Genomic DNA, 13,247 nt, shown 5'->3' on the forward strand with positions numbered 1-13,247 from the left:
AACCATGAAACTCGAGCACATCGATACCCCTGCCGCCTTGGTCGACATCGCCCGGATGCAGAAAAACATCGCGCGAATGCAGGCGCATATGAATACGCTGGGCGTGGCATTCCGTCCGCACGTCAAGACCACCAAATGCATCGACGTGGTCCGCGCGCAGATCGCCGCTGGTGCGCGCGGCCTCACGGTCTCCACCTTGAAAGAGGCGGAGGCGTTCTTCGCGGCCGGCGTCAGCGATATTCTTTACGCGGTCAGCATCGCCCCTTCAAAGCTGCCGCGAGCGTTGGCGCTGCGCCGCCAGGGTTGCGACCTGAAACTGGTGGTCGACAATCCGACCGCCGCCGCGGCCATCGCCGCATTTTCGGACCAGCACGGCGAATCCTTCGAGGTGTGGATCGAGGTGGACACGGACGGCCACCGCTCCGGTATTACGCCGGAACAGGACACGCTGCTCGAAGTCGGGCGGATCCTGCATGAGAACGGCGTCAAGGTGGGTGGCGTGATGACCCACGCGGGTTCCAGCTATGAGCTTCATACACCGGAGGCGCTCGCCGCGCTGGCGGAACAGGAACGCGCCGGCTGCGTGCGCGCGGCACAACGGCTGCGCGACGCAGGCATTCCGTGCCCGGCCGTCAGCGTCGGTTCGACACCCACCGCCCTCGCCGCCGAACAACTGGATGGCGTGACCGAGGTGCGCGCGGGTGTATACGTTTTCTTCGACCTGGTCATGCACAACGTCGGCGTGTGCGCACTCGAAGATATCGCGCTCAGCGTGCTCGCCACCGTGATCGGCCATCAGGCGGATAAGGGCTGGGCGATTCTCGACGCAGGCTGGATGGCAATGAGCCGTGATCGCGGCACCGCGAAGCAGTCGCACGATTTCGGCTATGGTCAGCCCTGTCTGCTGAACGGAACACCGCTTGGCGGTTTTGTGGTGAGCGGCGCGAATCAGGAGCACGGAATTCTGGCGTCGTCGGAAGAAGGTGCGCAGGTCGACGACATCACGCAGCGCTTTCCGATCGGCATGAAGCTGCGCATCCTGCCCAATCATGCATGCGCGACCGGCGCGCAGTTCCCCGAGTATCACGCTGTTTCGGCGGACGGCGAGAGTGTCGAGTGGAGACGTTTTCAGGGCTGGTGAACGGCGAGTTGCAGATTGCAGCCGGGCCGCCGAAACACCGGCGAAATCCATGAAAAATCAGCACGCCGCCGCACCGCCCTCATCAAAACTGATGCTGAATGCCCGTCGTCACCACCAGTTGCCGCCGCGTGCTGGACGGCGAGACACCGTAAATCTGCGCCACCGCGTGACGGCCCTGCTGCGCGACGCCGATCAGATAGAGCGTTGTGCGCTTCGACAGCGCGTAGGCAGTGCCGAGGTTGACCTGATCCCAGCCCGGCTCCGCATCACCCGTACCGCTGCCTGAATAGCGTCCGTTGGTACGAATGTAGGCCACGCCGGTCTGCCACGCAGGTGTAATCTGCCACGTCAGATTCGCCTCGTAGTTATCGAGTGTCAACGCGGTCGCGTCCAGATAGCGGTACTGCGTTTTCGAGTACATGCCGCCCACTGTGAGGGCGCCGAAGAACTGGTACGAAGCCCCCGCGAGCCAGATACGCTGCCGTTTCACCCCCGCCGTGCTGGCGATGCTGCTCGAAAACGTATTCTCATAGTCGTCGTACACACCGGCACCCGGCGCGCCCAATGCGCCGGCGGGCTGCGCGTCCGGACGATCCGCCTGCAGAAAGCCGACACCCGCTGCGAATGGTCCGTGTGCATAAGCCGCCCCCGCACTCATCAGGCGATTGTTCGCAAAACCCGACGAACCGTCCGCGGCGGCAGCCTGATTGCTGAAACCGTATGTCGCACCGAAGCTCAGTCCGGCGAATTGCGGACTCGCGTATTTGACGGTGTTGCTCACCTTGAAACTCGCATTGGTGTTATCCGCATCGCCGACATGTGCGCCGATGTAACCAGCCCATGTTTCGTTGGACGCGAAACCGGAGACCGTGTCGATCGTCGTGTCCCATTGCCGGCCCACCGTCATCGTGCCGAAGCGGTCATCGGCGAGCCCCACGTAGGCGACGTTGAACGCGCGACCGGTGCCATGCCCATTTTGCACATTGAACGGACTCATCAGACGGAAGATCGCACGCGATCCGCCACCCAGGTCCTCGCTGCCGGTCATGATCCAGCGCGACGCCGTCAATTGCCCGCTAGTCGTAGACCAGTCGGCATGGCCGCCGCTATTGTTCGCGTACAGGATGCCTGCATCGATAATGCCGCTCAACGTGACACGGCTTTGCGCACGGACGGCAAACGGCGCGCCGAACAATCCGACGCAGGCCGCAGCGACGAGCGTCATCCTCACGGCGTTTTCTCGTGATTTCAAAGTACTCTCCAAATCAGGGTAATTAGTTTTTTTAACGGCGCTCAAGCCGGCGCGCCTATGACCCGGGCAATCTCAACACCGTGCGAAAACCGATATGGTTGGTGCCCATCGTCACGTCCTGCGCATGGCGCGCGCTCGGCCGGTAGCGTTTGCAATAGATCGGCGAGCAGAGAAACGAACCGCCCTTGATGGTGCCGAGATCGGTGCTGCGCGCCTTCGCCACCAGCGCGTCTTCGAGATCGACGTTCGGGTTCGGCGGCGGCTCGCTCGCCTGCTGCGCGTGGTTCTGCTGCCACGGGTCCTTCACCCATTGCCAGACATTGCCGACCATGTCGCATAGCCCATAGCCGTTGGCCGGAAAGCAGCCGACCGGCGAAGTCGACACGAAACCGTCCTTCGCCGTGTTCTGAAACGGAAAGGCGCCTTGCCAGGTGTTGGCCATCATTTTCGAGCGGATCGCGAAGGTGTCGCCCCAAGGATAAGCGGTCGACGTCCCACCGTGCGCCGCGTATTCGTACTCGGCTTCGGTCGGCAAATCGCGGCCGCGCCACTTCGCATAGGCCAGCGCGTCTTCATACGCGATATGGACGACCGGATGATTGCCGAGCCCGTCGATCGAACTGCCGGGCCCGGTGGGATGACGCCAGTCTGCGCCCGGCACGAAATGCCACCACTGCATCGCGCCGACCAGCAGGTCCTTCGGCGGCAGAAAGACCGTCGAGCCGGGCTGCGTCATCGCCACCGGCAACGACGGGTAGCGTTTCGCATCGAGTCCCCGCTCGGCGAGCGTCCTGTATCCGGTCGCGGCGACGAAGCGGGCAAACTCCGCGTTCGTCACGTCGTAGCGATCGATCATGAAGCTGCCCACCTTGACGCTACGCGCAGGCGCTTCTTCCGGGTAGCCGCCATCGGAGCCCATCACAAAGCTGCCAGCCGGCACGCGCACCTGGTCGCTATCCGACGATGCCGGCGGCAAGCCGTTGAACGCCTTACACGCCTGCAGGTTGCCGAGCTGCCCGGCTTGCGGTGCGGCGCCGGCCGCCACCGTCCCCGCGAGCGCCGCCTGGGTCAGCACAACGCACACAACCGCTGCCCCATAGCGCACGACCGCTCTGCGGATGTGCATGCTCATGCCGGCTCTCCTCAATAATCCAAGCGTGGGTAAGACGTATCGCGCCACGTCTCGACGACGTTGTTCTGCTGCACGTATTGCGCCCACTCGGTCAGCATCTGCTCGAGTACGTCGGGACGTTTCGAGGAAAGATCGTGAAGCTCGGCGCGGTCGTGCGCGAGGTCGTACAGTTGCCAGTGGCCCTTGCCGTTGTCGTAGGAATAGACCAGTTTCCAGTTACCCTTGCGCAGCGCGTTGCGCCCCATCAGCTCCATGCCGTACACGTAGTCGTCCACATGCACGCGTTTGCGCTCGCCGGTCAGATACGGTTTCATCGACATGCCCTGCATCGGCAGCACCGTATGGCCCTGGAATTCGATGCCGGGTTGCTTGATATTGGCGAAGTCGAGAATGGTCGGCGTCAGATCCTTGACGGTGAGCACCTGTTCGCTCTTGCCCGCCTGCACATGTCCAGGGAACGACACAAACGCCGGCGAGCGGATCCCGCCTTCATTGGTGTAGGCCTTGAAGAGGCGGAACGGTTGCGCGCTCACCTGCCCCCACGCCGGCCCCTCGAACACGAACGAATTGACGCGGCCGATGTTATCCAGCGAGTTGTCGAAGGTCTGCGCAATCCATTTTGCGTTGCCGCTGTCCTCGTCCCATTTATTGCCTTCCGGGCCGTTGTCCGACAGGAACACGATCAGCGTGTTGTCATACTGACCGCTCGCCTTCAGGTAATCGATCAGGCGGCCAACGTTGCGGTCGAGATCGGCTACTAGCGCGGCATAGGCTTCCATCGTGCGGGCCGAACGCGCTTTCTCGTCGGCGCTCAAGGCGCCCCACGGTTTCGTCCCCTCCGGCAGCGGCGCGGGCTTCGCGTCGTTCGGCACGAGACCGAGGCGCTTCATCTTGTCGATCCGGCGCTGCGCGATCACGTCATAGCCGACGTCGTAGTTGCCGCGCACCTTCTGCAGTTCATCGTCAGGCGCTTGCAGCGGCAAATGCGCCGCCGTATAGGCCGCATACGCGAAGAACGGCTTGCCGCCGCGCTGCGCATCCTGCAGATAGGTAATGAGCTTGTCGGTGTATGTCCGCGATGAATAGAAGTCGGCAGGCAGGTCGATCTTCTTGCCGTTCTCGCGATAGGTCGGCTCCGGTGCATCCGACGTAATCGCCATCACCTTCTGCCTGAAATGCGACGCACCGCCGTTCATCAACGCATACGAGCGTTCGAAGCCACGCTGGTCTGGCCGCATGCCGTCGCTGCCACCCAGATGCCATTTGCCGGCCATCACGGTCCAGTAGCCCGCGTCTTTCATGATTTCCGGCAAGGCCGCCACCCGCTGATTCAGGCCGCCTTCGTAGCCGGGGTGATTGACTTCTTCCGGCGTCAGATGCGGTGTGATCATTTCCGCCATATTGCCGACGCCGGCCAGATGATTGTCCATGCCGGAGAGCAGCATCGAACGGGTCGGCGAACAGGTCGGTGCGACGTACATCGTGTCGAGCAGGCGGCCGCGCGCGACCAATGCATCGAGATTCGGTGTGGCGATTTCGCTACCGAATGCGCCGATATCCGAGCGCCCGACGTCGTCGGCGACGATCAACAGCACATTGGGGCGCGCGCCGGGTACAGCGGGCGGTGTAGCCGGTATGGCCGCCGCGGCGGCCGCCTGCGCGAGCGGCATCATGACGGCGCACGCGCCGCCTACGAACGTTGCTGCAAGGATGGTACGAAAGCTCATTTGATCTCCATTTCCACGATGTCCTCCTAACCGCAATTCAGGTCTTGTTGTCGCTACGCTTTTACTAAATGCTTTACAACCTCGATCGCCCAAGCCGATCGAATGCATCACGGTCGCGCTGCTTGAGTTTCTTCGCCGCGAGAACGCCGGCCACCGCGAAAATCGGCAACAGGGCGGTCAACGCGTACGACACACCCACGCCCGCACCGGTCAGCAGCGGAAAATTCACGATCGCGAGCACCAGCACGACCGCCAGGGCGAGACCGGACAGTACCGGCAACACGCCGACGCGCATCACACCTATGTCGTCACGACCAATGCGCTTGAAAAACACGAACACCGCCGCCGATGAAAGCGCCATCAACGCGATGATGCAAAGCGTCGCCACGTTCGTGAGCCACGAGAACAGCGTCAGAACCGGATCGGCATGCGCGACGATGAACACCAGCACCACGATCGCGGCCACCGCCGTTTGCAAAAGCGAGCCGACATGCGGGCTGCAATGCACCCGATGCGTGCGTCCGAGCGCTTGCGGCAGCAAACCCTCACGGCCGGTGGCAAAGAAATAACGCGACGCCGAGTTGTGAAAAGCCAGCAGGCCCGCATACACGCTCGTAATGAACAGAACGCTCATCGCTGCGGTCAGCGTCTTGTTGGCATAGTGATCGGAGAGCGAGTAGAGAAACGTGGTCGGATCGCTCAATGCGGTGAGCGTCTTGACGATCTTGTCGCTGCCAGCGCCAATCACCATGCACCACGCGGAGAATGCATAGAACACGCCGATCAGCAGCACTGAAATGTAGGTTGCCAACGGCACCGTGCGTTGCGGGTCTTTCGCCTCTTCGCTATAGATCGTGGTCGCCTCGAAGCCAATGAAGCTCGCGAAGCAGAATAGAAAGCCAATTGCCGGCGTGCCGCTCATGAAGATATGCGGCGTGAACGAAGCCGCGTTGATACCGCTATCGCCGCCGTTTTTCAGAATGGCCAGATCGAGAATCAACACAACGATGTACTCGCCGAATACCAGCAGCGAAAGCACCTTCGCAGAAAGATCGATCTGCCGGTAACCGAACACACCGATACTGGCCATCGCAGCGAGCGAGCAGATCCACCATGGCGTACCGAGGTTGAAGTGCGCGTTAAGGAAGCCCGAGGCCACCGCGCCGAACATGCCGTACAAACCGATCTGCATCGTGTTGTAGCCGAGCAGCGCGATCAAGGCCGCCGCGCCACCCGCCGTGCCGCCGAGACCGCGAGCCGTGAACGCATAGAAGCCACCGGCGTTGGTCACGTGCCGCGACATGGCCGTATAGCCGGCGGAAAACATCAACAGGATTGCCACCGTGGCGATCAGCAAGGCCGGCGTGCCTGCGCCGTTGCCGAGCATGATGCCGATTGGGAAGCCGCCTGCAATCGCGACCAGCGGTCCGGCCGCCGAGATCACGAAGAAAATGATGAAGCCCAGTCCCAACGCTCCCTTACGCAACTCGGTGGACGGTGACGGTTCAGCGACGACGCTCATAGTTTTTGCTCCTGGATTGTGCTTCGTCTGCATCACGACAAGGTCGGGCGCAGTGCAAGTGTTGCTGCACTGTAGAAAATCAAAAATGCCGGGCGGGAGCACAAATCGGCAATGCGGCGCGAACGTGGGTTTACGCCTAGGCGTTGGCTCACGCAGCCAGACGAGCCATCGCGGTCGGACGTGAAAGATCGGGCGGGACGTGCGCAAGCACGCGCGCAAACGGGAACCGTTCATGCGTGAGAATTGGACAAGGAGTCGGCCTGAGCATCGACCGGCAAACGCGCGAAGAATCGGGCGGGCAGCACGCCACGCCCGCGCGGTCCTGGCAACGCACGCCGCGCGTCAGCTCAAGCGCGGCGTCTGCGACGGCAATTCGCCGAACAGGTCACGATATTCGCGGGCGAAATAGCCAAGATGTGTGAAGCCCCAGCGGCAAGCGGCGTCGCCGATCAATAGTTCTTCCGCGCTCGTCATGCGTAGCAACCGACGCACGGCGTTGAGCCGGATCGACCGGAGATATTCGACTGGCGTCACGTTGGCGACGCGCTGGAAGCTGGTTTGCAAGGTTCGGCGACTGCACCGCAGCGCGCGGCACAGATCGAGCACCGTAATCGGTTGTTCGGCGTTGTCTTGCAGAATGCGCTCGCAACGCCGCACGATGTCGCTATACGTGGTGTGCGTAAGGTCTCGCGGCGGCGCCTGCGACGCGCTTTCGATCAGGCCGAGCAGCACGCTGATCATTTCGTCGCGGAATACCTTGGTTGCAGCAGGATGCGCAAACGCGGCAGCATTGCGCTCGGCGGAGTCGAGAAACGGCGCGAGCCGCTCGCGCAGCATTACACCTTGCTCGTCGGAAAGCGCCAGCACGCCGCCTCTCATCTGACAGCTAACGTGTTCGCCCACCGTCACGCTCAGCAGCTCGTCCATCATCTCGGCGGACACGCTAATGCCCGCATAGTGCATCGACTCCGGCGTATAGAAGCGAAACTCTTCGCCCGCCCCAAGCAGCAGCAGCGCATAGCCATCCACGCGCCGCCCCTGAAACGTGCCGACCAGCGGCGCATACAACGGCACCGCGATCGAAGCGAGACCGGCCGGCGATACACCGTGCTGCGCCACCCGGCGATTGGTAGTTTCGCGAAAGAAATGAAAGTCGTTCGAACTCGCCTGCACGAGCGTGCTCTGGAAGCGGCCCGGCGTCATCTGACGATAAATCTGCTCCCATCCGCTCACCGCCAGCGAATGATCGTGCACGTCGGCAAGCGTGCTGATCCGGAAGTCCATGTCCCCTCCCGCCTACTCTGAACAGGCTACATCATGCGATGACGGTCCGGCCTGTCGTAGCGGACGCCAACCTGGATGCAGACAGGCGCCACGGCACGCGACACCGCTGCTGCAAATGAAGAAGCAATGTTATGCCAGGCTGACGGATGCGGCTCGATTTAAAAAACCGCGCCGCTTTCACGGATTCCATTTCATCGCGCGCTGCCCCAACCCGGAATGCACCTGTGCATTCTGCAGCGCGCCTCAACACTTGACCAAGTCAATTATGCAAATTTCACTTCATCGAAGCCCGCGGCCAATGCGCCGACCAGCGCGTCGAGCTGCGCCGATTCGACCACCAGCGGCGGCGACAGAATGATTTTCGTGCCGACCGGCCGCACCAGTGCACCGTGCGCGCGCGCCACTTCCGCCACCGCGTTGGCATAGCCCGAAGCCGGGTCGATCGGCTCACGGGTTTGCTTCGACTTCACCAGATCGAGCGCGACCATCAGACCCTTGCCACGCACGTCACCCACGGCCGCGTAGCGCTCGGTGAACGGACGCAGCGCTTCGAGCAGATGCGCGCCCTGCTGCGCCGCATTCGCCGGCAGATTTTCGTCCTTGACGATCTTCAGGTTGGCTAGCGCCGCCGCGCACGCAACCGGATGCCCCGCATAGGTATAGCCGTGCATCAACGCACCGGTGAAATTCGCATTGCTCATGAAGGCCTGCTCGATACGCTCGTTGAACGCGGTTGCGCCAAGCGGAATGTAGCCGGAAGAAATGCCCTTCGCAAAGCACATGATGTCGGGCTTCACCCCCCAGCCGCGACTGCCGAACATGCTGCCGGTCCGGCCAAAACCCGTGACGATTTCGTCGGCGATCAGCAGAATGCCGTACTTGTCGCACACTTCACGAATCAGCGGCCAGTAATTGTCCGGCGGCACGATCACGCCACCCGCGCCCTGCACCGGTTCGGCGATGAACGCGGCAACCGTGTCGGGGCTTTGAAAAATGATCTCGCGCTCCAGCATCTCGGCACAGATCCTGCCGAGCTCGGCAGGGTCTTGCGTGAACGGATTGCGATAAAGCCACGGCGTTTCGACGTGAAAACAGCCCGGCAGATTCGGCTCGTAATTGCGCCGGAACGCAGTATTTCCATTCACGGATGCGCCGCCGAAATGCGTACCGTGATAGCCCTGCTTCAGTGAAATGAACTTGGTGCGGTCCGCTTCGCCTTTCAGCTTCCAGTACTGACGGGCGAGCTTCAATGCGGATTCGACCGCGTCCGAGCCGCCTGAACTGTAGATCACGCGGCGCATGCCTTCCGGTTCGAGCATCTCGATCAGCACCTTCGACAACTCCTCGGCGCGTGGATGCGAAATACCGTCGAAGAGCTGGAAGTATTCGAGCTCGTCCAACTGACGCACAATCGCGTCCTTCACTTCACGCCGGTTGTGGCCGACGTTGACATTCCAGAGACCGGCCACGCCATCGACAAGCTTATTGCCGCGATCGTCGAACACATAGCAGCCGTCGCCGCGTACGATACGGATCGGCTCGCGTTGCTGCATCTCGGCCGGGTGTTGCATTGGATGCCAGAAGGCGGAATCGTTCGTTCCCATCGTGCTTACTCCATTAAGTTCAGTTTGTTGGCAGGTTCGTGTGGCTGGCATGTGCCTGTGTTCGGCTCAATGCGCAATGCACACGGACTTGGTTTCTGTAAAACCTTCGATGGCGTATTTGCCGAATTCACGGCCGATGCCCGACTGTTTGAAGCCGCCGAACGGCATGCCCGGATCGAGCGGTACGTGGCAGTTGACCCACACCGTGCCCGCCTCGATTTGCGGCACGAGGTTCATCACGGTCTTGAGGTCATTGCTCCACAGGCTCGCGGCGAGGCCATACGGTGAATCGTTGGCGAGGCGCAGCGCTTCGAGCGGATCGTCGAAGGGGACGATGGCGAGCACGGGGCCGAACACTTCGTCGCGCACGATTGCCGCGTCGTGCGGCACGTCGGCGATAACGGCCGGGCGAACGTAGTAGCCCGGCAGATCGACCGGCTTGCCACCGGCAAGAAACGTCAGACCGGCTGCCTGAGCGCGCGCGATGTGTTGATTGACGCGGTCGCGGTGCTGCGCGGACACGAGCGGATTGATCTGCGCCGCCGGGTCGAGGCCCGGTCCCAGCGTCATGGCGTTGGCGATATCGGCGAGACCTTCCGCTACTTGCCGGTACTTGCTGCGATGCACGTAAATGCGCGAAGCCGCCGCGCACACCTGCCCCTGGTTGAAGAAACCACCGGCCAGCGCGCCTTGAATTGCCTGCTCGACATCGATATCGGCGAGCATCACCGCCGGATTCTTGCCGCCGAGCTCAAGTGAAAAACGCGTCATGTTCTGCACGGCGGCCGTGCCGACCAGCTTGCCCGTCGGCGTCGAGCCGGTGAACGAAATCTTGCTGATGCCCGGATGCGCCGCGAGAGCGGCGCCGCATTCGCGGCCGCCGGTGACGACGTTGAACACGCCCGCGGGGACTCCGGCCTCAAGCGCCAGCTCGGCCAGACGCAGCGCCGTTAAAGGCGTTTCCGGCGATGGCTTGATGACGATGGTGCACCCTGCCGCGAGCGCCGGCACCAGCTTCCACACCGCGATCATCAGCGGGAAATTCCACGGCACGATACCCGCCACCACACCGATCGGCTCCTTGCGCGTGAACGCCGTATAGCGCGTGCCGGGCGGAAACGGAATCGACACGTCCAGCGTTTCACCGGTAATCTTGGTCGCCCAACCCGCCATATAGCGCACATATTCGATCGTTGCGCCCACTTCCACCGCGCGGGCGATGTTGATCGACTTGCCCTGATTCAAGGTTTCGAGTTGCGCGAGATCTTCGGCGTTGGCTTCGAGCAGATCGGCAAAGCGCAGCAGAATGCGCTCGCGATCGGCGGGACGCAGGCCGCTCCACACACGTGCGTCGAATGCGGCGCGCGCATTGCTCACCGCGCGATCGACGTCGGTCGCGTCCGCATCCACAACCGTTGCGAGGCGTTCGCCGCTCGCCGGATTGAATACGTCGAGACGGCGCTCCGAATGCGCGGGTTGCTGCGCGCCGCCGATAAACAGGCCGAAATCGCGTTGCACGAACGCACGAACCGCATCGCTGACGACAATCGTTGCATCGGTACTCATATCCTGGGTCTCTCGTTGGGGTTTCGTTGCTGTCTGATCCATGGCCGCGGGGCCATCGTGTCGAAGAATGGTGTCACGGCGGTTCGTCCACCGTTAGCGCTAATCGGCAGGCGCGCCGTGGGTTAAGGGAAAACAGCACGAGCAACGCAAAACGCACACCATCGCTACGGCCGCGACGGCGTAGAGCAACATCGGCTCATCGGCCTCAACGGGTCCGACATACGTGTCATCCATCGTCGAGATATCGAACATGGCGTCGGTCCTTTAAAGAAACAGCGCGCCGATCATTTCCGTACGACTCGATACGCCGAGCTTGCGGAACATGCGCAACAGGTGGGTTTTGACGGTGGGCTGCGCGAGCGCGAGGTCGCGGGCGATCTCCTTGTTCGACAAGCCGTTGCGCACGAGACGTGCGATCTGCTGTTCGCGATGAGTCAGGTTCGAACGGATATCGGCATCGGCATCGGCGCCGTGACGCACATGGGTGCGCATCGGCCGCTGGTCACGCAGCGCCGGCACCAGCGCAGCTTCCAGCAACGGCTGCACTGCCCTCGCGTGCTGCTGCTCGCCCTCAGTGAAGGCCTCCGCGGGCGCCATGCGCAGCAGCGAAAACGCCGCTACCGGACGGGGGCTTCGCGTGCCATCCCGCAGCAGGACCTCCATCACGTCGACCACCTGATGCGGATTCAGGAAGCGCCGCCAGTACACCGAGCCGCTGCGCACCGTCTCGGGCAGCTCGCCCGCGAGCGTGAGCACGCTGCCCGACTGCGTCGAGAAGCGCGACGGGTGCATCGGATCGAGCGTGCAGTAGCGCTGCAAATACGTGCGGTGCATCGTCTCGGCCATGCCGAACAATTCGAAACCCGACGGTTCGTTGTCCGCGCCGACCCAGTAGAAAACCGTCGCCGACGGCCGCACCAACTGCGCGAGCGCGTTCACCGCGGCGCCCAGCGCGGGCACGAAGGTGGGCTGGGACACGGCTTCGTCGCGGATTGTGTTCAACATGGCGCTCTCCGGGTTCACCAGCTCAAGACCATCGTACGAACGTACGATTCCATTGCGTGAGCACGAATTGGCAAATCGACGCAACCTGCGCGCTCAAACGGCAGTCGCGTTGTCATCCTTTTGCCTGATTCCGCGGACCGCCTCTCATGCCTAGACTCTGGGTTCACGTTTCGCTCCTTTCATCACGCCAGATCGCGTCCAATCACATTCGTAAGGAATGCCATGTCTCAACAACGCACGGTTGTCATCACAGGCGCGGGCACCGGTATCGGTGAAGCCTGCGCGCGGCTGTTTGCTTCGCGCGGCGCACGCGTGGCGCTGATCGGCCGGCGCCGCGAGCCGCTCGAACGGGTCGCGCGCGAAACCGGCGGCCTGGCACTCGCCGGCGACGCTGCCAGCGCCGCCGACTGGCAGCGCTTCATCGCCGCGATCAAGGCCGACGGCGGCACTGTCGATGCCTTGATCGGCTGCGCCGGCGGTTTCGGCATGGGCACCGCCACCGAAACCGACGACGACACCTGGTCCGCCGCAATGCGCGCAAATCTCGACACGGCCTTCGTCGCCGCCCGCACCTGCCTGCCCGATCTGATCGAACGCCGCGGCGCGATCGTGCTGGTGGCCTCGATTGCGTCGCTCGCAGCGGGGCCCGCCGTCTGCGGTTACACCACGTCGAAGCACGCGCTGATCGGCCTGACGCGCTCGCTTGCGCGCGACTACGGTCCGCACGGCGTGCGCGTCAACGCGGTCTGCCCCGGCTGGGTCCGCACGCCGATGGCCGATGCGGAAATGCAACCATTGATGCAGCGCTACGACGAAACGCTCGACGCGGCCTACCAGCGTGTCTGCGCCGATGTGCCGTTGCGCCGTCCCGCGCACGCCGAAGAAATTGCCGGCGTATGCGAGTTTCTGGTGTCGCCCGCTGCATCGATCGTGACGGGCGCCACCCTCGTTGCCGACGGCGGCTCCTCGATCGTGGATGTCCCGACGCTGGCGTTCGATCATATGTAAGCGAGG

At 62.7% G+C, this 13,247-nt stretch carries 10 protein-coding genes; 2 read left to right on the forward strand and 8 right to left on the reverse strand.

From position 1 onward, the window contains the following. Positions 1 to 4: 4 nt before the first annotated feature. On the forward strand, positions 5 to 1,141 hold the full coding sequence (locus PQQ95_RS24370) for a DSD1 family PLP-dependent enzyme (protein WP_408441704.1): 1,137 nt from the start codon (positions 5 to 7) through the stop codon (positions 1,139 to 1,141). Positions 1,142 to 1,223: 82 nt separating this feature from the next. On the opposite strand, the gene PQQ95_RS24375 is transcribed toward PQQ95_RS24370, so the two are convergent. The 8 genes from PQQ95_RS24375 to PQQ95_RS24410 form a co-directional block, all read right to left on the reverse strand. Further along, positions 1,224 to 2,393: a porin gene (locus PQQ95_RS24375; RefSeq protein ID WP_408441706.1), complete on the reverse strand. Its 1,170-nt coding sequence runs from the start codon at positions 2,391 to 2,393 to the stop codon at positions 1,224 to 1,226. A 55-nt stretch (positions 2,394 to 2,448) separates the two neighbouring features. Then, on the reverse strand, positions 2,449 to 3,525 hold the full coding sequence (locus PQQ95_RS24380) for a formylglycine-generating enzyme family protein (RefSeq protein ID WP_408441709.1): 1,077 nt from the start codon (positions 3,523 to 3,525) through the stop codon (positions 2,449 to 2,451). 11 nt (positions 3,526 to 3,536) lie between these two features. Next, positions 3,537 to 5,252 carry an arylsulfatase gene (locus PQQ95_RS24385; protein ID WP_408441711.1) on the reverse strand — a complete coding sequence of 572 codons (1,716 nt, stop codon included), beginning with the start codon at positions 5,250 to 5,252 and terminating at the stop codon, positions 3,537 to 3,539. A 73-nt stretch (positions 5,253 to 5,325) separates the two neighbouring features. Further along, positions 5,326 to 6,774, reverse strand: a complete 1,449-nt coding sequence (locus tag PQQ95_RS24390; RefSeq protein WP_408441713.1) for an APC family permease — start codon at positions 6,772 to 6,774, stop codon at positions 5,326 to 5,328. 342 nt (positions 6,775 to 7,116) lie between these two features. Continuing rightward, on the reverse strand, positions 7,117 to 8,058 hold the full coding sequence (locus PQQ95_RS24395) for a helix-turn-helix domain-containing protein (protein ID WP_408441716.1): 942 nt from the start codon (positions 8,056 to 8,058) through the stop codon (positions 7,117 to 7,119). A 263-nt stretch (positions 8,059 to 8,321) separates the two neighbouring features. Beyond that, the gene (locus PQQ95_RS24400; protein ID WP_408441718.1) at positions 8,322 to 9,662 is read right to left on the reverse strand and encodes an aspartate aminotransferase family protein; all 1,341 of its coding nucleotides are present in this window, start codon (positions 9,660 to 9,662) and stop codon (positions 8,322 to 8,324) included. Positions 9,663 to 9,728: 66 nt separating this feature from the next. Next, positions 9,729 to 11,228 (reverse strand): aldehyde dehydrogenase family protein, encoded by a 1,500-nt coding sequence (locus PQQ95_RS24405; protein WP_408441720.1) that lies wholly within the window; start codon positions 11,226 to 11,228, stop codon positions 9,729 to 9,731. 264 nt (positions 11,229 to 11,492) lie between these two features. Next, on the reverse strand, positions 11,493 to 12,233 hold the full coding sequence (locus tag PQQ95_RS24410; RefSeq protein WP_408441723.1) for a response regulator transcription factor: 741 nt from the start codon (positions 12,231 to 12,233) through the stop codon (positions 11,493 to 11,495). Positions 12,234 to 12,455: 222 nt separating this feature from the next. On the opposite strand from PQQ95_RS24410, the gene PQQ95_RS24415 reads away from it, so the two are divergent. After that, positions 12,456 to 13,241, forward strand: a complete 786-nt coding sequence (locus PQQ95_RS24415) for an SDR family NAD(P)-dependent oxidoreductase (RefSeq protein ID WP_408441725.1) — start codon at positions 12,456 to 12,458, stop codon at positions 13,239 to 13,241. Positions 13,242 to 13,247: the final 6 nt, after the last annotated feature.

The organism is Paraburkholderia caffeinilytica (assembly GCF_046030355.1).
Lineage (GTDB): Bacteria > Pseudomonadota > Gammaproteobacteria > Burkholderiales > Burkholderiaceae > Paraburkholderia > Paraburkholderia caffeinilytica_B.

What these genes read in the sequence shown, in the direction of transcription:
- PQQ95_RS24370 (WP_408441704.1), top strand. Translation starts at nt 5, where the DNA reads ATGAAACTCGAGCACATCGATACCCCTGCCGCCTTGGTCGACATCGCC.
- PQQ95_RS24380 (WP_408441709.1), bottom strand. Translation starts at nt 3,525, where the DNA reads ATGAGCATGCACATCCGCAGAGCGGTCGTGCGCTATGGGGCAGCGGTT.
- PQQ95_RS24385 (WP_408441711.1), bottom strand. Translation starts at nt 5,252, where the DNA reads ATGAGCTTTCGTACCATCCTTGCAGCAACGTTCGTAGGCGGCGCGTGC.
- PQQ95_RS24390 (WP_408441713.1), bottom strand. Translation starts at nt 6,774, where the DNA reads ATGAGCGTCGTCGCTGAACCGTCACCGTCCACCGAGTTGCGTAAGGGA.
- PQQ95_RS24395 (WP_408441716.1), bottom strand. Translation starts at nt 8,058, where the DNA reads ATGGACTTCCGGATCAGCACGCTTGCCGACGTGCACGATCATTCGCTG.
- PQQ95_RS24400 (WP_408441718.1), bottom strand. Translation starts at nt 9,662, where the DNA reads ATGGGAACGAACGATTCCGCCTTCTGGCATCCAATGCAACACCCGGCC.
- PQQ95_RS24405 (WP_408441720.1), bottom strand. Translation starts at nt 11,228, where the DNA reads ATGAGTACCGATGCAACGATTGTCGTCAGCGATGCGGTTCGTGCGTTC.
- PQQ95_RS24410 (WP_408441723.1), bottom strand. Translation starts at nt 12,233, where the DNA reads ATGTTGAACACAATCCGCGACGAAGCCGTGTCCCAGCCCACCTTCGTG.
- PQQ95_RS24415 (WP_408441725.1), top strand. Translation starts at nt 12,456, where the DNA reads ATGTCTCAACAACGCACGGTTGTCATCACAGGCGCGGGCACCGGTATC.